At 68.8% G+C, this 20,561-nt stretch carries 17 protein-coding genes and 1 pseudogene; 6 read left to right on the plus strand and 12 right to left on the minus strand.

Annotated features, from left to right (window positions below; all coding sequences use genetic code 11):
- The 4 genes from ACLBYB_RS31010 to ACLBYB_RS31025 form a co-directional block, all read left to right on the plus strand.
- Nucleotides 1–944: thiamine pyrophosphate-dependent enzyme (locus ACLBYB_RS31010; protein WP_447701122.1), on the plus strand; the 944-nt coding region annotated here is incomplete at its 5' end.
- Between the two features lie 60 nt (nt 945–1,004).
- Nucleotides 1,005–2,489 carry an NAD-dependent succinate-semialdehyde dehydrogenase gene (locus ACLBYB_RS31015; protein WP_447701123.1) on the plus strand — a complete coding sequence of 495 codons (1,485 nt, stop codon included), beginning with the start codon at nt 1,005–1,007 and terminating at the stop codon, nt 2,487–2,489.
- Nucleotides 2,490–2,707: 218 nt separating this feature from the next.
- Complete coding sequence (locus ACLBYB_RS31020) at nt 2,708–4,501, plus strand: ATP-binding protein (RefSeq protein ID WP_447701124.1); 1,794 nt, start codon at nt 2,708–2,710, stop codon at nt 4,499–4,501.
- Between the two features lie 5 nt (nt 4,502–4,506).
- Nucleotides 4,507–5,850: a sigma-54-dependent transcriptional regulator gene (locus ACLBYB_RS31025; RefSeq protein WP_447701137.1), complete on the plus strand. Its 1,344-nt coding sequence runs from the start codon at nt 4,507–4,509 to the stop codon at nt 5,848–5,850.
- Between the two features lie 300 nt (nt 5,851–6,150).
- On the opposite strand, the gene ACLBYB_RS31030 is transcribed toward ACLBYB_RS31025, so the two are convergent.
- The 10 genes from ACLBYB_RS31030 to ACLBYB_RS31075 form a co-directional block, all read right to left on the minus strand.
- Nucleotides 6,151–7,179, minus strand: a complete 1,029-nt coding sequence (locus ACLBYB_RS31030) for an IS110 family transposase (protein WP_447701125.1) — start codon at nt 7,177–7,179, stop codon at nt 6,151–6,153.
- A 460-nt stretch (nt 7,180–7,639) separates the two neighbouring features.
- On the minus strand, nt 7,640–8,824 hold the full coding sequence (locus ACLBYB_RS31035) for an IS91 family transposase (RefSeq protein ID WP_447701126.1): 1,185 nt from the start codon (nt 8,822–8,824) through the stop codon (nt 7,640–7,642).
- Nucleotides 8,825–8,842: 18 nt separating this feature from the next.
- Nucleotides 8,843–9,751, minus strand: a complete 909-nt coding sequence (locus tag ACLBYB_RS31040; RefSeq protein WP_447701127.1) for a tyrosine-type recombinase/integrase — start codon at nt 9,749–9,751, stop codon at nt 8,843–8,845.
- Nucleotides 9,752–10,014: 263 nt separating this feature from the next.
- Nucleotides 10,015–10,167, minus strand: a complete 153-nt coding sequence (locus ACLBYB_RS31045) for a hypothetical protein (RefSeq protein WP_447701128.1) — start codon at nt 10,165–10,167, stop codon at nt 10,015–10,017.
- An 83-nt stretch (nt 10,168–10,250) separates the two neighbouring features.
- Entirely contained in the window at nt 10,251–11,414 is a 1,164-nt protein-coding gene (locus ACLBYB_RS31050) for a GlxA family transcriptional regulator (protein WP_447701129.1), read from the minus strand.
- A gap of 90 nt (nt 11,415–11,504) precedes the next feature.
- Entirely contained in the window at nt 11,505–12,224 is a 720-nt protein-coding gene (locus ACLBYB_RS31055; protein ID WP_447701130.1) for an ABC transporter ATP-binding protein, read from the minus strand.
- Nucleotides 12,221–13,012: an ABC transporter ATP-binding protein gene (locus ACLBYB_RS31060; RefSeq protein ID WP_447701131.1), complete on the minus strand. Its 792-nt coding sequence runs from the start codon at nt 13,010–13,012 to the stop codon at nt 12,221–12,223. Before ACLBYB_RS31060 ends, ACLBYB_RS31055 begins: the two co-directional genes overlap by 4 nt.
- On the minus strand, nt 13,009–14,235 hold the full coding sequence (locus ACLBYB_RS31065; protein ID WP_447701132.1) for a branched-chain amino acid ABC transporter permease: 1,227 nt from the start codon (nt 14,233–14,235) through the stop codon (nt 13,009–13,011). The genes ACLBYB_RS31060 and ACLBYB_RS31065 overlap by 4 nt, the downstream gene beginning before the upstream one ends.
- Before the next feature lie 28 nt (nt 14,236–14,263).
- Nucleotides 14,264–15,175 carry a branched-chain amino acid ABC transporter permease gene (locus ACLBYB_RS31070; RefSeq protein WP_042669307.1) on the minus strand — a complete coding sequence of 304 codons (912 nt, stop codon included), beginning with the start codon at nt 15,173–15,175 and terminating at the stop codon, nt 14,264–14,266.
- Between the two features lie 23 nt (nt 15,176–15,198).
- The gene (locus ACLBYB_RS31075) at nt 15,199–16,365 is read right to left on the minus strand and encodes a branched-chain amino acid ABC transporter substrate-binding protein (RefSeq protein ID WP_447701133.1); all 1,167 of its coding nucleotides are present in this window, start codon (nt 16,363–16,365) and stop codon (nt 15,199–15,201) included.
- A 219-nt stretch (nt 16,366–16,584) separates the two neighbouring features.
- Here ACLBYB_RS31075 and ACLBYB_RS31080 point away from each other — a divergent pair, with 219 nt between their 5' ends.
- Both ACLBYB_RS31080 and ACLBYB_RS31085 read left to right on the plus strand, forming a co-directional pair.
- Entirely contained in the window at nt 16,585–17,562 is a 978-nt protein-coding gene (locus tag ACLBYB_RS31080) for a dipeptidase (RefSeq protein ID WP_447701134.1), read from the plus strand.
- A gap of 5 nt (nt 17,563–17,567) precedes the next feature.
- Entirely contained in the window at nt 17,568–18,098 is a 531-nt protein-coding gene (locus tag ACLBYB_RS31085; protein ID WP_447701135.1) for a DUF5943 domain-containing protein, read from the plus strand.
- Nucleotides 18,099–18,150: 52 nt separating this feature from the next.
- Here ACLBYB_RS31085 and solA read toward each other — a convergent pair whose 3' ends face one another.
- Together solA and ACLBYB_RS31095 are read right to left on the minus strand one after the other, a co-directional pair.
- Complete coding sequence (gene solA, locus ACLBYB_RS31090; RefSeq protein ID WP_447701136.1) at nt 18,151–19,311, minus strand: N-methyl-L-tryptophan oxidase; 1,161 nt, start codon at nt 19,309–19,311, stop codon at nt 18,151–18,153.
- Nucleotides 19,312–19,547: 236 nt separating this feature from the next.
- Nucleotides 19,548–20,438, minus strand: a pseudogene (locus ACLBYB_RS31095) (IS3 family transposase); the annotation flags it as partial.
- Between the last annotated feature and the right edge of the window lie 123 nt (nt 20,439–20,561).

The following is a 20,561-nucleotide window of genomic DNA, read 5'->3' on the forward strand; positions in this document are numbered from 1 at the left end:
CGGTGGCGGGCGGGACCGACCTCTACATGGGCACCGCGGCCCTCTCCGAGCGCGACTACGTCCACGAGGCGATCGACAAGGCCGACCTGATCATCGCCATCGGCCACGACACGATCGAGAAGCCGCCCTTCTTCATGGGCCAGGCCGACCAGAAGGTCGTCCACATCGGCTACATGCCGGCCAACGTCGAGCAGGTGTACTATCCGGATGCCGAGGTGGTCGGCGACCTCGGGCCGACGCTGAAGCTCCTGGCCGACAAGCTCGACGGCAAGCTCCCGAACGCGGGCGCGCTGCTGCACCTGCGCGAGCACATCCTCGGCCATATCGCCGACCGGGCCGGCGAGGATCGCTTCCCGGTGACGCCGCAGCGCCTCGTGCGCGACGTGCGCCGGGTGATCCCGGAGGACGGGATCGTGTGCCTCGACAACGGCATGTACAAGATCTGGTTCGCCCGGAACTACCGCACCTACGTCGCCAACACGCTGCTCCTCGACAACGCGCTGGCCACGATGGGCGCGGGCCTGCCCTCCGCGATGATGGCGGCGATGCTCAACCCCGGCCGCCGGGTGATGGCCGTGTGCGGCGACGGCGGCTTCATGATGAACAGCCAGGAGATGGAGACGGCGGTGCGCCTCGGCCTCAACGTCGTGGTGCTGGTGCTGGATGACTCGGCCTACGGGATGATCCGCTGGAAGCAGGCGGTGGATCACTTCAAGGATTACGGCATGACGTTCCGCAACCCGGACTTCGTGCAGTACGCCCAGTCCTACGGGGCGACCGGCCACCGGATCGAGGCGGTGGAGGACCTCGTGCCGACGCTCGACAAGGCGTTCAACGCGGGCGGCGTGCACCTCGTGGCGGTGCCGATCGACTACTCGGAGAACACGCGCGTGCTGGTCGATGAGCTGCGCGCGAAGGTGAAGCCCTTCGAGCAGGCCCAGTGAGAGTTGTCCGACAGCCCCGCCAGCGCCTGGATTCGTCGTCGCGCCCGAGGGAATTTGACTATGCCTGAGACTGAGACTGAGATTGAGACCCCATCCCTGAAGGACCCGAGCCTGCTCGTCGACACTTGCCTGGTCGGTGGCGAATGGGCTGAGAGCGGCTCTGGGGCGATCGACGTGAGGAACCCCGCGACGGGCGCGCTCCTCGCCCGGGTGCCCAATCTCGGCGCCGAGGAAACTCGGTGGGCCATCGTAGCAGCCCATGCCGCCTACCCCGCTTGGCGAGCCAGGAGCGCCGCCGAGCGGGCCGTCCTACTGAAGAACCTCGCCGCCCTGATCACCGAGAACCAAGAGGATCTGGCCCGCATCCTCACCGCCGAGCAGGGCAAATCCCTAGCCGAGGCCCGGGCGGAAATCTCCATGTCGGCGGCCTACGTGACGTGGTTCGCCGAGGAGGCAAGGCGCGTCTACGGCGAGGTGATCCCCTCGCCGTGGCCGAACCGGCGCATCCTCGTCACCAAGGAGCCGGTCGGCGTGGTCGCCGCGATCACCCCGTGGAACTTCCCCTCCTCGATGATCGCCCGCAAGCTCGCGCCGGCGCTGGCGGCAGGCTGCCCGATCGTGATCAAGCCCGCCGCCCAGACCCCGCTCTCGGGCCTCGTCTGGGGGCTGCTCTGCGAACGGGCCGGCATCCCGTCGGGTCTTGTGTCGATCCTGACGGGTTCGGCCCGGGCGATCGGCGGAGAGCTGACGGGCCACCCTCTGGTGCAGAAGGTGACGTTCACTGGCTCGACGGAGGTTGGCAAGATCCTCATGAGTCAGGCCGCCGGGACGGTGAAGAAGGTCTCGATGGAACTCGGCGGCAACGCACCGTTCATCGTGTTCGACGACGCCGACCTCGACCGGGCCGTCGAGGGCGCGATGCTGGCGAAGTACCGCAACTCGGGGCAGACCTGTGTCTGCACCAACCGGGTGCTGGTGCAGGACGGCATCTACGACGCCTTCGCCGAGCGGATGGCGGCGGCGGCCCGAGTGCTCAAGGTCGGCAATGGCGTCGAGGAGGGCGTGATGCAGGGCCCCCTCATCGATCACGCCGCCGTCGAGAAGGTCGAGGCGCATATCCGCGACGCTACCGCCAAGGGCGCGCGTGTGATCGCGGGCGGCCGGCGCCATGCGCTCGGCGGCTCGTTCTTCGAGCCTACGGTGCTCGTAGACGTGGCGCCGGGCATGGACGTCGCGCGTGAGGAAACCTTCGGACCGCTGGCCCCGCTATTCCGCTTCCGCGACGAGGCCGAGGCGATCACGATGGCCAACGACACGGAGTTCGGCCTTGCTTGCTACTTCTACACCCGGGATCTCGGCCGCGCCTTCCGGGTGTCCGAGGCACTGGAATACGGCATGGTCGGGGTCAACGAGGGCATCATCACCACCGAGGTGGCGCCGTTCGGGGGCGTGAAGGAATCGGGTGTCGGCCGCGAGGGCGGGCGCCAGGGCATCGAGGATTACCTGCACACCAAGTACGTCTGTCTCGGCGGCCTTGGCGGCTGAGCTTCGCTTCGTGGGGGGCGCAGGTCCTAGCCCAAGGCACCCGGATGGAAGGCGGATCGCGTGACAGTTCACCGGTCCCGCTGTCGCGGTGCGAGCGCCCGAAACGTGGTGCCCGCCGCATCCGATGATTATGCTCGCTTCCGTCAGGATGCCGCCCGATGAACGTCATAGCCAGCGTTGCCCGGGCAGTCCCGCGAAAGATCACCGGGACCGGTCCGGTGCTCAGGTCGATCTGGCTGTGGCGGTGGATCCTGGCGGCGATTACCCTGGTCGCCACCCTTGTGGTCTTCGCGTTCTCCCTGGAATCCGGCCTCGATCTCGCCCGTCGACAGGCGCGTCAGCGCCTCGTCATCACCGAGGCCGTGCTGCGGGCGGCGGTCAACCGGTACGAGTATCTGCCCACGGTCCTCGCCCTCGACACGCAGGTGCAGGCCCTCCTCGTGGCCGTCGACGCGCCCGACCGCATCGCCGCCGTCAACACCAAGTTCGAGGCGATCGCGGCGGCCTCGAACGTGTCGGCCATCTACCTCATGGATGCCGACGGACTGACGCGCGGCGCGAGCAACTGGAGCCGGCCGCTCAGCTTCATCGGGGCGTCCTACGCCTACCGGCCCTACTTCACCGCGGCCAAGACCTCGGGCGTCTCACGCTATTTCGGCGTCGGCACGACCACCGGCCTGCCCGGCCTGTTCATCGGCAAGGCGGTCTCGGGGCCGGACGGACGGGTCGCGGGGGTCGTGGTCGTCAAGGTCGACCTGGAGGGCCTGCAGGGCGAGTGGCGCGCGGCCGGCGAGCAGGTGCTCGTCTCGGACGCCGCCGGCGTGGTCTTCCTCGCGAGCGAGCCGGCCTGGAAGTATCGCCCGTTCCAGCCCGTCGGCGTGGCCGAGGCGGCGCGCATCCGGGCGGAGCGGCAATACGGCGACAGCGCCCTTCGGCCCCTTCTCGACGGCGAGCAGGCGCACCTCGCGGGCGTCATCGACCTGCCGGTCGGCGACCGAACCGTGAGCGGGCTCGTGGAGCGCGCGGCGGTGCCGGATCTCTCCTGGACGGTCTGGTACGTCACGCCGACCGGCCCCGCCCTGCGGCAGGCCGCGCTCGCGGCCCTGGTCGCCGGGGTCGCCTGCCTCGCCCTGGCCTTCGCCCTGGCGGCCCGGAGCCAGCGGCAACGACGTCTGCAGAGCGAGCAGGCCATGCGCCTCGCGCTGGAGCAGCGCGTCGCGGAGCGCACCCAGGACCTGAGCGCCGCCAACGACCGCCTGCGTAGCGAGATCGCGGAGCGGGAGCGCGCCACCACCGCCCTGCGGGCGACCCAGGACGAGCTGATCCACGCCGGCCGCCTCGCCGCGCTGGGGCAGATCTCGACGGCCATCAATCACGAGATCAACCAGCCGCTGGCGGCCCTGCGCACCTTCCTCGCCAGCACGGCGAAGTTCCTGGAACGCGGCGACCTCGCGACGGTGGGGCGGAATCTCGAGCGGATGACGCAGGTCACCCAGCGGATCGGCGAGATCATCCGCCACCTGAAAGCCTTTGCCCGGAAGACCGGTCCGGAACACCGCGAGCCGGTGAGCTTGGAGGCGACGGCCGAGGCCGTCCTGGACCTGCTCCAGGCCCGCATCCGGTCCGAGGGCGTGACCGTCACCCGCGCGATCCCGCCCGAGGCCTTCGTGCAGGCGGACCCGGTCCGCCTGGAGCAGGTCCTGCTCAACCTGATCGTCAACGCCCTCGACGCGATGCGGGCCGCGCCCGAGCGCCTGCTTCATGTGACCGCCGCGCGCGAAGCGGACGGCACGTGGCGCCTCAGCGTCGCCGATAGCGGTGGCGGGATCGCCGAGGAGCACATGGGGCAGGTCTTCGATCCCTTCTTCACCACGAAAACGGCCGGCGAGGGCCTGGGCCTCGGCCTGTCGCTGTCCTCGCTGATCGTGCGCGACCTCGGCGGCAGCATCGCCGCCGCCAACGACGCGCGCGGCGCGGTGCTCGCCATCGTGCTGCCTGCGGCGAAGGGGTGAGCGCGATGGCGGGCCGGGCGACGCGAGTCCTGTTCGTGGACGACGAGGAGACGGTGCGCGAGGCGCTGCACCAGTGGCTGACCCTGGCCGACTTCGAGGTCTCGACCTTCGCGGAACCGCGGGCGGCGCTGGGCCTCATCGACGAGTCCTTCCCGGGCATCCTCGTCAGCGACGTCCGGATGCCGGGGACCGACGGCCTCGAAGTCCTCGAACGGGCGCTCGCCCGCGACCCGGATCTGCCGGTGCTCCTCGTCACCGGGCACGGGGACGTGCCGATGGCGGTCGAGGCGATGCGGCGGGGCGCCTACGACTTCATCGAGAAGCCCTTCGTGCCCGAGCGCCTGGTCGATGCGATCGGGCGCGCCTGCGAGAAGCGCCACCTGACGCTGCGCCTGCGGAGGCTCCACGCCGTCGACGATGCCCAAGGTATCGAGAGCCGCCTCATCGGCACGTCGCGGGCGATGGAGGATCTGCGGCGCGAGGTGCTCGGCCTCGCCGCCACCCCGGTCAACGTCGTCATCAACGGCGAGACCGGCTCCGGCAAGGAGCTGGTCGCCCAGTGCCTCCACGCCTTCTCCGGCCGACGGGACGGCCGCTTCGTGGCGGTCAATTGCGGAGCCATCCCCGACACGATGATGGAGAGCGAGCTGTTCGGCTTCGAGGCCGGCGCGTTCACGGGCGCGCTGAAGCGGCGGGTCGGCAAGCTGGAATACGCCCATCGCGGCACGCTCTTCCTCGACGAGATCGAGGCCATGCCTCTCGCCGGGCAGGTGACGCTCCTGCGGGTGCTCCAGGAGCGCAGCCTGGAGCGACTCGGATCGAACACCCCGGTGCCGGCCGACCTGCGCACCGTCTGCGCCAGCAAGGTCGACCTGCGTGCGCAGACCGCAAGCGGGCAGTTCCGGGCCGACCTCTACTACCGCCTCGGCGTCGCGGAGCTGCGGATCCCGCCGCTCCGGGAGCGCCGGGAGGATATCCCGCTGCTGTTCGAAGTCTTCGCGTCGCGCGCCGCCGAGGCGCACGGCCGGACGATGCGTCCCCTCGGCGCCCAGCTCGTGCGGGATCTCGCAGGACGCCCCTGGCCCGGCAACGTCCGCGAATTGCGCAACGCCGCCGAGCGCTACGCCTTCGGCCTCGATCAGCGTGACGGCGTGCGGGAGCCGGTGACGGGCGAACCGCAGTCCCTGTCGGCACTGGTCGAGGCCTACGAGCGCGACTTGATCCGCCAGACCCTGCAAGAGACTCGGGGAAACATCGCCGAGGTCATGCGCCTGCTCGACCTCCCCCGCCGGACACTGAACGAGAAGATGCAGCGCTACGGGCTGAACCGGGCCGACTTCACCGAATGAGCGACCGCCGCCGATAAGCCGGACGTGCAGCTCGGGGCGTGTCCTGTGTAAATGGCTCCCGCATTGCAAGTGGCGAATTGAGCTTCTGACGCGTGGGTCGGGTGCAGTCTTGTGTCCGGCCTGTTGATGCAGTCGTTCATGTGACCGCTGGCCCTGATGGTATCCGTGAGCTGGGTCCCACTCTGCTTTGCGGGCTATGACGTCCTGGACAGCCGGCGGGGTGTCCCGGCTCCCGGTCTGACCAGTTCGCCATCAACTCTCATCGTCCTCGCAACCTGGAAACGTCTCCTCGCCGTGCTGTCAGGCAGCCCTGGCCGCCGGTGCGCGGTAGGTGCCGCCGCGGGTCATGATCGCCCAGGCGACCCGCTCCGTGCGATTGGCCGCCGCAACAGTCACCACGCGCACTGGCTTACGCTGCAGCAGTGCCGGCAGCCGCGGGTCGACCGAGGTCGGTGTCGTCTTCGCGCGCCGGATCAGAGACGTCATGCCGACCACGAGCAGCCGGCGCAGGTAGCGGTCGCCCATGCGCGAGATCCGGCCCAGGCGCTCCTTGCCGCCACTGCAGTTCTGCAGCGGTGTCAGGCCCAACGAGGCCGCGAACTGCCGACCGGAGCGGAAGCGCTCGGGCTCGCTCACCGAGGCGGCCAACGCGGTTGCCGACACGATGCCGACACCCGGGATCGTCGCCAGGCGCTGCGACAGGTCGCTGTCCCGATGCCAGGCGAGCAACTCCTTCTCCAGTCGGGTGAGCTGGATCTGCAAGGCACCGATCTGATCGGCCAGCCCGGTCACCACGCGCTGGGCTAACGGCGGCACCTCGGCCGCGTCTCCGGCCGAGAGCCGGGCCGCCAGTTCGAGCGCGTGCCGCAGGCCCCGCGCCATCTCGATCCCGAACTCGGCGAGCAGGCCGCGGATCATGTTCACCAACTGCGTGCGTTGCTTGACCAGCAGGTCGCGCGTCCGGTGAAGCGCCAGCGCCGCCTGCTGCTCGGTCGACTTCACCGGCACGAAGCGCATGCTCGGGCGCGTCACCGCCTCACAGATGGCAGCGGCATCGTTCGCATCGGTCTTGCCGCGCTTGACGTACGGCTTCACGTAAGCCGGCGGCATCAGCCGCACGTCATGGCCGAGCTTTATGAGTTCCCGGGCCCAGTGATGCGCTGTGCCGCAGGCCTCCATGCCGATCAGGCACCGCGGCAGCTTGGCGAAGAACGGCACGACCTGCGCCCGCCTCAAGGCCTTGCGCACGACGACGTGCCCAACTGCATCGACGGCGTGAACCTGAAAGATGCTTTTGGCCAGATCGATGCCGACGGTGGTGATCTCCATGGGGATGGCTCCTGCATGAGCGTGGCTGCTGCTTTAACAGCAACCACATCTTGGCATCGAGATGCCGTCAGTCGGAGCGGGAGCCATCCACCCCATCTGCTTTTCCAGCAGACCTTCTTCGAAGCAGCCATTCCGCTTCCGTGAAGAGTTTCGGGCGCCGTGAGGCGTACGAAAGTCTCCGAAGAAGGAACCCGCGGGGACCGAGGCGCTCAGCTATGGGGATTGGTCGTTTCGGCCAGATGGCGGGGTGTCTCGCGGCGGCCAGCGTGTGACCGTGTCCCGGCTCGCACGTGCTGGCTGAGGCCGATCCGTTGCCCGCCAGGATCGCATGAGACGCCGCCGCGGGGGCCATCCCCTGGCGTGGGTGGCCGATGGTGGGGCCGGCTGGAACAGGCGCACGACGATCCACTGGCCGCGGCGTGGTGCTCGCAGCAGGCGACGGAGCTCATGGAGGGCCGGGTCACGTGGCTCTCATCCGGGCTGAAGCCGAGGCGGTCGGCGGACCTCGCGGCTGCCGGAAGCGGCCGAAGTTCTCGACGATCGTCATGCGCCCACCGCAGCACGGGCACGGGGCGAGCCAATCGGGCGGCTGCGCTGCCTCAGGCGGGGTGATCGGCGGCGAGGCGGCCAGCAGGTCGCGGATGCGGGCGAGGTTGGCGCGGCGGGTGGCGCTGGCGAGCAGATCGTAGTGGCGGATGCGGTGGAAGCCCCTGGGCAGGACGTGCAGGAGGAAGCGCCGGATGAACTCGTCCGCGGCCAGCGTCAGGACGCCGTAGCGCTCCGGCCCGTCGCGGCGATAGTCCTTGACCCGGAAGGTGACGCCGGCCGCGTCGAAGCCGACGAGCCGCCGGTTCGAGATGGCGACGCGGTGGGTGTAGCGCGAGAGGTACGCGAGCACCGCCGCGGGGCCGGCGAACGGCGGCTTGGCATAGACGACCCAGCGCTTGATTCGGACCCGTGCCAGGTGGCGCAGGAAGGCGCGGCGCTCGGCCAGGGGTGCCAGGCTGCCGAAGGCGGCGAGCCGTCCGGCCGCGTGCATGACAGTGAGCCCGGCCAGGAACAGCCGCCGGAACAGCTTGGCGAGGACGCGTACCGGCAGCAGGAAGCCGGGCCGTGCGGCGATCCAGCGGGTGCCGTCGCGCGAGAGGCCGCCGCCCGGCACGATCATGTGGACGTGCGGGTGGTGGGTCAGCGCCGAGCCCCAGGTGTGGAGCACGGCGGTCAGCCCGATGCGGGCACCGAGATGCTTCGGGTCGGCGGCGATGGTCAGCATCGCCTCGGAGGCTGCCCGGAACAGCAGGTCGTAGCCGGCGGCCTTGTTCTGGAAGGCGATCTGCGCAACCTCGGCGGGCAAGGTGAACACGACGTGGAAGTAGCCGACCGGCAGGAGGTCGGCCTCGCGCGCAGCCAGCCACGTGCGGGCCGCCGCGCCCTGGCATTTGGGGCAGTGCCGGTCGCGACAGGAGTTGTAGGCGATGCGCGTGTGCCCGCAGCCATCGCAGGCCTCGACGTGCCCGCCCAGCGCGGCGGTGCGGCAGGTCTCGATCGCCGCCATGACCTTGCGCTGGTGCAGGCTCAGGTGCCCGGCCCGGGCGGCCCGGTAGGCCGGCCCGGCGGCGCGGAAGACGTCGGCGACTTCCAGCACGGGGGTCGACCCGTCGCGTCAACTGCTGGCCGCGCTCTCCCCGGCCTCGAACAGGCCGAGCCGATCGAGGGGGCTGGTCACGGTGCGCATCGTGCGGGTGGCGACCCTGGTGTAGAAGGCGGTGTTGTCGAGCTTGGCGTGGCCGAGCAGGACCAGGATCACCCGGATATCGGTGCCGTCCTCCAAGAGGTGGGTGGCGAAGCTGTGGCGCAGGGTGTGCGGGCCGACGCGCTTGGCGATGCCGGCGGCCCGTGCGGCCTCGACGACGACCCGGCGGAGCTGCCGGGTGCTGACCGGCTTGAGGGCGTGCTGGCCGGGGAACAGCCAGCCGTCGCCCAGCATCACGCCCCGCTGGCGGCCGGTCCGCCACCACTGGCGCAGTAGGGCCAGCAGATCCGCCGAGAGCAGGGCGTTGCGGTACTGGCCGCCCTTGCCCTGTTCGACCCGGATCAGCATGCGCTGGCTGTCGATATCCGTGACCTTCAGCGCCGCGACCTCGGCCACGCGCAGGCCGGCGCCGTAGGCTACGGCTAGGGCCGCCCGGTGCTTGAGGCAGATCGTGGCGGCGAGCAGGCGGGCGACCTCGTCGCGGCTGAGCACCACGGGCAGCGTGCGCGGATAGGCCAGACGGACGAGCCGGCGCGCCAGATCCGGGCGGTCGAGGGCGTGGGTGAAGAAGAAGCGCAGGGCCGAGACGATGCCGTTGAGGGTCGGCACCGGCACGCCGGCCTCGCGCTGTTCGACCTTGAAGCGGCGCAGATCCTCCGCGGTGGCCGTATCGAGGCGACGTCCGAGGAAGCTGGCCAGACGGCCGACATCGCGCAGGTAGTTGCGCTGGGTCTCATTCGAGAACCGGCGCAGGTTCATCTCCTCGATCAGGCGTTGGCGCAGCGAGCTGATTGCAGGGGCGGGAAGCAGATCGTGCATCGTCGGGCTTCACGGATGAAGGAGCCGCGATGCTCGGCCTGCCGCCGACAGGCCTCAAACGACGCGCGACGGTCCGGATGCTACCGCGACCTCACCACCCGCACCCTCCCGCGCAGCGGGTTCGTTCTACGGCCATACTTCGTCACGCCGAATTGCCGGCGCGCGCAGGACCCCTGACATTCGGCTGCGCGCCCATCCCGGTCATTCGGTCGCTTTTCGCGGCGTCTCGAAAGCGGACTCGAGCACAAGATGAGCTACCGTTCTCATCGCCGAAATGCGGCCTGTCCCGTGGTCAGCGGAATGTCGGAGGCGGTCAAGCCGATACACAGCACGCTCTGCGCCGGAGCGGAGTCGCTCAGGCCCACCAGGAGGGCGCAGGACAGGATCGCAGATTGCCACTGCAGCGCCGTCAGCATGTCGAGACCTGGATTGTGTGCCGACGTCGGATGCGCCGGCGGCGCCCCCGTTCAGTGAATCGCCGGCCAAACCGAGTGGGTAGCTAATGGGCGTATGGACGCCGCTCGCAGCTCAGGAACCGATCGATTCCGAGAGCCCCGGCCGGTTCGTCGTTCAGGTAGCGATGGAAATCGCCCTGGCTATCGGGAGATCCGGCCAACGCCCGCAGGCTGTCCCACTCCTCCGACGCCTGCGCCGAACCTTGGCTGTCACCCCGACGCATGGTCGATGGCGAACATCCGAAGCTGCGACGGAACAGGCGGTTGAAGTGGGATACGTCCGAGAACCCGCATTCCGTGGCGACCTCCGTGATGGTCTGCGGCGAGTTCGCCAGGAGCCAGCGTCCATAGAGGACGCGAAGGTCTCGTGAGTATTCCTGGACGCTTTTGCCGACGAGTTTGCGGAAGACCCGTTCGAGCTGTCGCTTCGACAGTCCCACGGTCTGCGCGATCTTCTCGACCCGCTGGGGCGTGCTGAGATTCTGCTCGATCAGCAGCATCGCCCGGCGGACCCGGTTGTCCTCGACGATTCCGGCACTCGGCGGCTGGGGCTGGGCCCCGGCCGCGGGACGAGCCCGGTCGGTGACCATGATATGCAGGCTCTTCTGCGCATGGCCAGGACCGAGGTGCCGGTCGATCAGCCAAGCCCCGAGATCCAGGCTGGCGAGACCGCCCGCGCAGGTGATGAACGGGCCATCCTCCACGAAGAGCTGGTCCGCGACCGGAATCACGTCGTCGTGCCGCGCGACGAGATCGGTGAAGTGGTACCAGCTCACGCAGCAGCGGCGGCCGCGCATCAACCCCGCCTCGGCCAGGGCGATGCCGCCGGTGCAGATGCCGATGAGGCGCACCCCGGCGGAATGGGCCTCTCGCATGAAGGCGAGAGTCCGGGGATTGTAGGGCTCCCGGTCGAGCAGCCCGCCGACGACGACGATGTAATCGAACCGGGTCGGATCCGAGAATGTCTCCCAGGGCATCACATGGATCCCGCAACTCGACGTCACCGGCTCCAGATCCGGGGCCAACAGGCTCCAAGAGCAGCGCTCGGGCCGGCTGCGATCCCCCTCGTCCGCGGAGAGGCGCAGGATATCGATGAGCGTCGAGAAGGCCACGAGGGTGAAGTGGGGCAGCAACACGAAACCGAGCGACAGCTTGCGACGGCTCGGCGCCTGCACGGGTGTGGTCGACGGTGTCCGGGGTGTGGTCATGCCATCCGGTGCGTTTGCCCGGACTGTGATCCGGTCCGCCTTCCGCTGCAAGAGGCGGACCAGGGGCGGGCGAACAGCGGGACGGCAGAGTCAGTGCACGGCGCCGAAATAGGCCCGTTGCAATTCGGGGTCGTCCCGCAGCGTCGCGGAGGAGCCCTGCGCCACGATGCGCCCGCCGGATAGGACATAGCCGTGATGGGCGATCGCCAGCGTCTGGTTCACGTTCTGCTCGACGAGTAGGACCGTGACGCCGGTCGCATTGATCCGGGCGATCACATTGAAGTTCTCCTGCACGAAGAGCGGCGAGAGCCCCAGCGAGGGCTCGTCGATCACGAGGAGCTTCGGATCGGTCATCAGCCCCCGGCCGATCGACACCATGGCCTGCTCGCCACCGGACATCGTGCCGGCGAGCTGGCTGGCCCTCTCCTTCAGGCGCGGGAAGACGGCATGCACGCCGTCGAGCCTGCGCCGGATCTCCCGCTCGGACGACACGCGGTAGGCGCCGAGCCGAAGGTTCTCCTCGACGGTCATCTTGGAGAAGATCCGGCGGCCCTCGGGAATGCAGCCAATCCCGAGACCGACCACGTCGTGGGTCTGCATACCGTCGAGCTTGCGCCCGTCGAAGGCGATGGAGCCCCGGCGCGGCGGCGTGAGGCGCAGGATCGAACGGATCAGCGTGGTCTTGCCGGCGCCGTTCGAGCCGAGGATACAGGTGATCCGCCCGGGAGCCACCTCGAGGGTGATGTCGTCGAGGACATCGACACGGTCGTAGGTGGTGAAGACGCCGTCGATGATCAGGCGCGCGGTCATGAATGCCCCAGATAGGCTTCGCGGACGGTCGGGTCGGCGGCCACTTCGCGGAAGCGGCCCTCGCAGATCTTGCGGCCGTAATTGAGGACGACGCAGCGGTCGGTGATGCGCTCGATCAATCCCATCTCGTGTTCGACGATGATGACGGTCAGGTCGCCGCGGCTGCGCTGCACGTCGAGGATCTCGTCGATGAGCTGGTTGGTCTCGTCGTGGGTCATGCCGGCGGAGGGCTCGTCGAGCAGCAGGATCTTCGGCCGTCCGATGAGGGCGCGGCAGATCTCGACCCGGCGGCGGTCGATCATGCCGAGGGCGACGGCCGGCTCGTCGAGACGCCGGGCGAGGTCCGGGTTGAACAACCGGGCGACGTCCCTGGCCTCCTCGGCGAGGGCCGCGACGGCCCGCGCCAGGGTGCGGCGGCGCAGGAGGTTGTCGATCACACCCTGCGGCAGGCGCTCCTGCGCGCCCAACGCGATGTTGTCGAAGACGGAGAGCGGCAGGCACAGGCGCGAGCGCTGGAAGGTCCGGGCGAGGCCGAGCCCAGCGAGCGCGTGGGCGGGCTCCCGGGTAATGTCGCGGCCGTCGAGGACGATGGAGCCGGCCGCAGCCGGGTAGATGCCGCTCGTCACGTTGAAGAAGGTGGTCTTGCCCGAACCGTTCGGGCCGATCAGGCCCAGCACCTCGCCGCGCCGGACGGTCAGGTCGAGCTCGTTGAGGGCGAAGAGACCGCCGAAACGGACGGACAGGCCCTTCGCCTCCAGGATCGCGGGGGCCGCCGCCACTTCGCTCATGCCCGGCGCCCCGCGACGAGGGTTCGGGTCCGGCGGGGCAACAGGCCGCCGGGGCTGAGGACAAGGACGAGGATCACCAGCACCGCGAACAGCAACAGCCGGTATTCCTGGATGAACTGCAGTTTCTCCGGCAGCAGCACGACGATCAGCGCCGCCGGCAGCACCCCCCAGCGGTTGCCGATCCCACCCAGGATGACGATCGACACCATCATCAGCGAGTCGCCGAGAGTGAAGTTGTTGGGGGCGATGAAGCCGGTCATCTTGGCGTAGATCGCCCCGGCCATCCCGGCGAGCACGTTGCCAAGGGTGAAGGCGAGGATCTTCCAGCGGGCGATCCGCAGGCCGAAGACCTGGGCGGCGACCTCGTCGAGCCGCACCGCGTCCAGACGGATGCCGATCCACGATCGATCGAGGAGGCCGACGAGCGCCAGGGCCACCGCGGTGAGGGCGAGACAGAGCACGACGTAGTTGGCGTAGAAGGAGAACGTCATGCCGAACAGGTCGAGGTCGTTCGAGAAGTCCCAGCCGAACACGGTGATGGGCGCGAGCTTCAGTCCCTGGGGGCCGCCGAGCACTTCGTTGGCGTCCAGGAAGACGTTGAACATGACCCCGAAGGCCAGGGTCGTCAGGGCGGCGTAGTGGCCCCGCGTCCGCAGCAGCGGCAGGACGAGGAGCGAGCCGATCGCGACGGCGACACCGCCCCCGAGGAGAATGACCACGAGGTCCGGGATGGCGATCCCCTCAGCCCGGCCGAGGGCGGCTGCGGTGTACCCACCGCAGCCGAGGAAGGCCGCGGCGCAGAAATTCGAGAGGCCGGCATAGCCGAGCTGGATCGTCAGGCCGAGGCAGACCGTGGCATAGATCAGCACCGTCGCCAGCATCAGGAGGCCGAAATTGTCCTCGCGCAGGACGACGATGACGGCGAGGCAGGCGGCCACTAGCACGAGCCGCGCCGGCCAGGGATGACCGGATGCGCCGCGCTCCACGGCGGCGATCACCCGGAACCGGGCAGCGGCGAACCACGCGATCCCGCAGGCCACAAGTGCCGAGAGGACGACCCGCTGGTCCTCCGCATGGACCAGGAAGGCGACCGCCCCGGCGCAGGCGGCGACGACGACCGCGAAGACCGCGAAATCCGAAGCCCGCCGGGCCCTCACCCCGGCCTCGAGCGTCGTCGCGTCCCGGGAGACCTCGTCTTGGGTGGGGCGGTGGCGCATCAGCATCGGTACGTCATCCGGGCGGGAGGGGAGGTCAGACGCGCTCGCTGGCGCGCTCGGCCAGCAGCCCGGTGGGGCGCCACGTGATCAGGGCGATGACGGCGACGAAGGCGACGACGTTCTTGTATTCGCTGAAGGTCGGCAGGGTGGCGACGACGACGGTCTGGAGCCCGGCGAAGAGGTAGCCCCCGAGGATCGCCCCCCAGAGGTTGCCGAGCCCGCCGACGATGGCCGCGCTGAAGCCGATCACGGCGATCAGCAAGCCCATGCCGTAGTTGATCTCGCTGTAGTACAGGCCGGAGATCACCCCCGCGAAGCCCGCCGTCGCCGAACCGAGGGCGAAGGTCAGGGGGACGACACGGAAGAAGTTGACGCCCATCGTCCGGGCGGTCTCCTGATCCTCCGCCACCGCCCGCATCGCGAGCCCGAAGCGGGTGCGGTTGATGATGTGGTGGACGACGGCGATGATCAGGAGCCCGGCCACCATCAGGATCAGCCCGTCGTAGCGGACGAAGACGCCGCCGACGGTCGCCCCCCCGGAGGGCAGCAGGGCGGGAAAGCGCTGCGAGTTGGTGCCGTTGGGGAAGAACAGCCGGATCGCCTCGCGGATCACGGTGCCGACCATCATCGTCATCAGCAGGAGGTTGAGGGGCGGGGCGGTGCGCAGGGGCAGGATCAGGAGGCGGGAGATTCCGGCGCCGAGGAGCGCGGCGAGGCCCACGGCCGTCGAGACGGCGGCCAGGATCTGTACCCCGACCGGCAGCCCTGCGGCGGCGGCGGCGGTCGCTGCGACCAAGGCGCCGAAGGCCCCGAATGTCATCACGTCCCCGTGGGAGAACTTGATGACGTTCATCACCCCGAAGAAGATCGTGAAGCCCATCGCCACGAGGCCGTAGATCGTCCCCTGCATGAGCCCGTTGAGGACGTATTGGCCGATCGCGCTCATCGCCTGTCTCCGATCGCTCGGTCTCAGCGGTGCAGCAGCTTGCGCTTGCCGCTCGCGTACTCGCTGTCCTCCCAGACCACCCATTTGCCGTCCTGCACGACGTATTTCGTGGTGAGCGGCGTGATGTTCTGGCCGTGGTCGTCGAAGGTGATCGGCCCGACGATCGAGGGCACGTCCTTCACGTCAGCGAGGGCCGCGGTGATCTTCGCCCGGTCGGGACCCACCGCCTCGATCTTCTGCATCAGCAGGTGGGTGGCGATGTAGGCGAAGGGGCCGTAGGCCTCCGGCGGCTCCCTGAAGCCCGCGGCCTTATAGTTCTCGGTGAAGGCCGCGCCGCCGGGCATCTTGGAGAGCGGCGGCGAATCGAAGAAGGTCACGGCGCCTTCGGCGAGGTCCGGTCCGACGGCGTTGATGAACGCATCGCCCATGATCCCCGAATTGCCTTCGAGCTGCGCCTTGATGCCGAGCTTGTCCATCTGCGTCCGCAGCCGCGTTCCCAGCGGCGTGAGGCCGCCGAAATAGATCACTTCTGGATTCAACTCCTTGATCTTCGTAAGTTCGGCGCTGAGATCCTGCTGGTCGGGCGCGACCGCGAAAGTTCCGAGGATCTTCCCGCCGTTCTCGTTGGTGAACTCGGTAAAATATTTGTTCATCGACTTCCCGTAATCGGTCGAGTCGGCGAAGGAGACGAAGGTCTTGTAACCCTGCTCCTTCATGAACTGCGCACCGACCCGGTTTTGGCCGATGAGGATGCCGCTCACCCGGTGGATCTCCGGGTATTTGTTGGCATAGGTGATCTCGGGCAGCACCGCCGCCCAGACCACCATCGGCAGCTTGAAGCGGTGGAACACGTCGACCGTGGCGATGGCGGTGGCCGAGCAGTAATGCGGCACCGCCGCCGCGATGCTGCGGTCCGACCCGAGCTTGGTCACGACCTGCACGCCGACATTCGGCTTGCACTCGTCGTCCAGGACCACGAGCTCGTACTGGTACTTATGTGCCGGATCGGCGTTGAACAGCTTCACGGCGAGTTCGGCGGAGTTGCGGGCGCCGATTCCGTGGGGGGAGTTCGGCCCGGTGAGGGGGCCGACGAACGCGATCTTCACCGTGTCCTTGGCCTCGGCCCATCCTGGGATGAGCAGTGCACCCGCCACCACTCCTGCGAGGCACCGCCGCGTGATCCGACCCATTCCGCCTCTCCGTCTTCGATCCGGAGGCAGACTAGGCAGCGGGGCCGTGGGTAGACTAGCACGCAAGCGCGGTGGCCCCTGAACGGATGCGCCATCGGTGCAACGGCCGGGCGCGGCGCGTGCGTACCGAGCCGATGACGGAAATGTCCTAGCTGCCGTCCAGCGGATGGGACGATCAAGGGCACCCCGAACCAGGGAAGCCCACCGCGGAGACCGCGCATGCCGTCCGACCTGCACGACCGATCCATCGTCATCGACGGCCTCATCATTTCCGATTTCGGCCGGCCGGTCTTCGAAGACATGCGCAAGGGCGGCCTGACTGCCGCGAACTGCACCTGCTGCGTGTGGGAGAACTTCACCGAGACGATGCGAAACGTGATGCGCTGGAAGGCGTATTTCCGCGAGCATGCGGACCTGATCACGCAGATCTACACCACCGCCGACATTCAGGCCGCCAAGGAAGCCGGGAAGACCGGGATCATCCTCGGCTGGCAGAACATCACCGGCATCGAGGACCAGATCGGCTATCTCGGCCTGTTCAAGGAGCTCGGCGTCGGCATCATACAGATGGCGTACAACACGCAGAACCTCGTCGGCACCGGCTGCTACGAGAGCCGGGACGGGGGCTTGTCGGACTTCGGCCACGACGTCTTGGGCGAGATGAACCGGCTCGGCATCCTGGCCGACCTGTCGCATGTGGGTCCGAAGACGAGCGAGGACGTGATCCTCGCCTCCCGCCAGCGGGTCGCCTACTCGCACTGCCTCCCGGCCGGGCTGAAGGCGCACCCGCGCAACAAGTCCGACGAGCAGCTTCGCTTCATCGCCGAGCGGGACGGGTTCGTCGGCGTGACCATGTTCCCGCCCTTCCTCAGGCGCGGGCCTGAATCGACGGTCGATGATTACGTCGAGGCGATCGAGTACGTCCTGAACCTGTGCGGCGAGGACAAGGTCGGCATCGGCACCGACTTCACCCAGGGCTACGGCCGGCCGTTCTTCAACTGGATCACCCACGACAAGGGCTATGGCCGCCGGCTCACTGATTTCGGCGAGGTGATCAACCCCGAGGGTCTGCGCACCATCGGCGAGTGGCCGAACCTGACGGCGGCGATGGAGCGCCGTGGCTGGCCAGACGCCCGTATCGAACGGGTCATCGGCGGCAACTGGGTCGCGCTCCTGCGCGACGTGTGGGGAGCGTGAGGACCATGGGCAAGCCGCAGGTCGAGATCCGCGTCGACGACGCCACCGGACGCTGGTCCGTCGATGCGCTGCCGATGATCTTGGTGCCGCAGCACTTCTTCCTCAACAACCACTTCGCCCTTGAGGCGGAGCTGGGGCCCGAACGGCTGGCCGAGGTGCTGCGGCCTGCAGGCCATCGCTCGGCCTACCATTGGTGCGAGAAGGAGGCTGCTCATCACGGGCTGGACGGCCTCGGGGCCTTCCACCACTACATGCGGCGCATCACCCAGCGCGGCTGGGGGCAGTTCGAGGTGCTGGACGTCGATCTCCGGGCCGGCACCGCCTCGGTTCGACTTCGGAACTCGGCCTTCGTGGACGAGGAGCGCCGACGCCTCGGCCGCAAGGTCTGCACGATGTTCGCCGCGTGGCTCGAAGGCTCACTCGAATACGCGGCGGCGGCCTCGGGCCGGACCCTGCATCTCCAGGCCCGGGAAGCCTACTGCGCCGCGGAGGGCACGCACGACCATTGCCTGTTCGAGGTCACGCCGCGCAGATAGGCCCCTTCCCCGTCCGATCTTGGCGGGCTCCCCATCCATGACGCCTCCGGCGCTACGGATCGGCGGGGCGCAGGCCGGGCCGGTCGAGGCCCAGGAAGCCGATCTCGTGGCGGGTCCGCCCGTCGCCGCTGGCGAGATCGGCAAGGATCTCGCCGATCACCGAGCAGAACTTGTAGCCGTGCCCCGAGCACGGCGAGGCGAGCACGACCTGCGGGAAGTCCGGGTGGTGATCCAGGATGAAGTGCTCGTCCGGGGTGTTGGTGAACATGCAGTCGCGCAGGGCCATGGTCGGCCCGCTGCCGGCGGGGAAGTAGCGTTCCGCGAAGTCGCGCAGGAGGCGCTCGTCGGCGGCGTCCGGCTCCCGCCGCACGGCGTCGGGGGCGCCGGTCTCTCCGAGGTGATGGTAGCGTCCGAACTTGAACCCCGGGACCTCATAGACGGGAAGCCCGTAGTAGCGCCCCTCCGGCACCTGCAGGTTGAAGACCGGAAAGCGCGAGGGCTCGAACCAAGCAGGCTCCTGCGGCTGGAGCCATGCCAGCACTTGGCGCTCCGGGACGGCGAGACCGGCCAGGGGCGCGGCGAGATCCGCCGCCCAGGCCCCCACCGTCAGGACCAGCCACCCGGCCTCGTAGGTCCCGTGATCGGTGCGTACGACAACCCCGCCCCCCGGGGTCGCCTTCCAGTCGAGAACCTGCTCGCGGGCATGGATCTCCGCCCCGTGGGCCTGCGCGGCCCGGACGTGGGCGACGATCGCCCGCTCGCTGGCCACGAGCCCGCCCTGGGGCTGGTAGACGGCGCGCATGCCCTCCGGGAGCCGGTAGGCCGGGAACCGCTCGTTGACCGCCGTGGCGGTGAGGACCTCGTGGCGCAGGTCGTGCAGCCGGGCGGAGGCCAGGGCGCCCTGGAAGACGTCGCTCTCCTCCGCACCGCCGTCGATTGAACCGGTGATCACCAGAATCTCGTCGCCTGTCGCCGCCTCGATGTCCCTCCACAACTCGTACGCCCGGTGCAGAAGCGGCACATAGGCCGGATCCTCGTAGTAGGGCAGACGGATGATCCGGCTGATCCCGTGCGACGAGCCCATGGCGTGGGGGATGTCGTAGCGCTCCAACCCGAGCACGCGCTGACCGCGCTTGGCCAGCTGCCAAGCCGCGGCGCTGCCCATACCGCCAATCCCGACGACGATGACATCGTAGGGCGTGTCCGAACGCATGCGTGCCTGCATAATCGACCTGACGGCGGAGGATCGCACTTCGGCACCGTGATCCCCCGGAAGGCCGGGGATCGGCTTGGATGCAAGCGCCGCATCGGTAAGCTGCATGCGGCACGGGCGGGACCCCGCTTCGTCCACGGTCCCCGGTGACGAGCCGCGCGTCCGAGCGGAAGGTGGTGCTCGCTCACTGCGGGAAGGGGCAGTGATCCTCCCTCGGTGTCGCGGACACAGGGAGATCATTTCGCGGTCCTCTCGGCTTGCTCGGGCGTGAGATAGCCGAGTGCCGAGTGGATGCGTTGCCGATTGTAGTAGCCCTCGATGTAGGCGAACAGATCGCGCCGCGCTTCATCCCGGGTCGCCCATCGTCGCTGATGGACGAGCTCGACCTTGAGCGTGTGGAAGAAGCCCTCCATCGGGGCGTTATCGTAGCAACAGGCGGTCCGACTCATGGACGGCTTGGCCCCCATTGCGGCGAGCTGCTTCCGATAGGCCTCGGCCGCGTACTGGCTGCCGCGATCCGAGTGGCAGATGAGCCCGGCGGCCGGCCGCTGCCGCTGGGCGGCCATCATCAATGCCGCCACGCTTAGCTCGGCGCGCATGTGATCGCGCATCGACCAGCCGACGATCTTGCGCGTGGCCAGATCGAGGACGGCGGCCAAGTACAGCCAGCCTTCGCCGGTCGGCAGGTAGGTGATATCGGCTAGCCAGACCGTGTCGGGTCGCGCGGCTGAGAAGTCCTGCTTGAGGAGATTGGGCGCGATGGGGAGATCGTGACGGCTGTCGGTCGTACAGGGCCGGAACCGACGCCCCGCCAGCGCACGAATGCCATGCCGGCGCATGAGACGCTCCACCCGCCCGCGGCTGACGGACCGGCCCTCGGCTCGCAGGGCGGCATGCACGCGTGGGGCACCATAGCGTCGGTGGTGGGCGGCATGGATGCGCCGGACGTCGTCCAGGAGTTGGCGATTGGAGGCCGAGCGGGCGCTCTCAGGCCGTGACCGCCATCCGTAGAAGCCGCTGGGTGAGACTCCGAGCACGCGGCACATGAGACGCACCGGCCAGGTCCGCGCATGCTGCTCGATGAAGGCGAAGGTCACTTGGGCATCTCCGCGAAGATGCCGATGGCTTATGGGATGGCCCGCCCCTCACTGAACCGTCGTGGCATTCTTCTGCCACGGACACGTGGAGGGATCTGGAATGGCAAAGAGCTCGATCGCCGTGCTGGGTATCGACCTCGGCAAGAACAGCTG

This window comes from Methylobacterium sp. D54C, assembly GCF_053345595.1.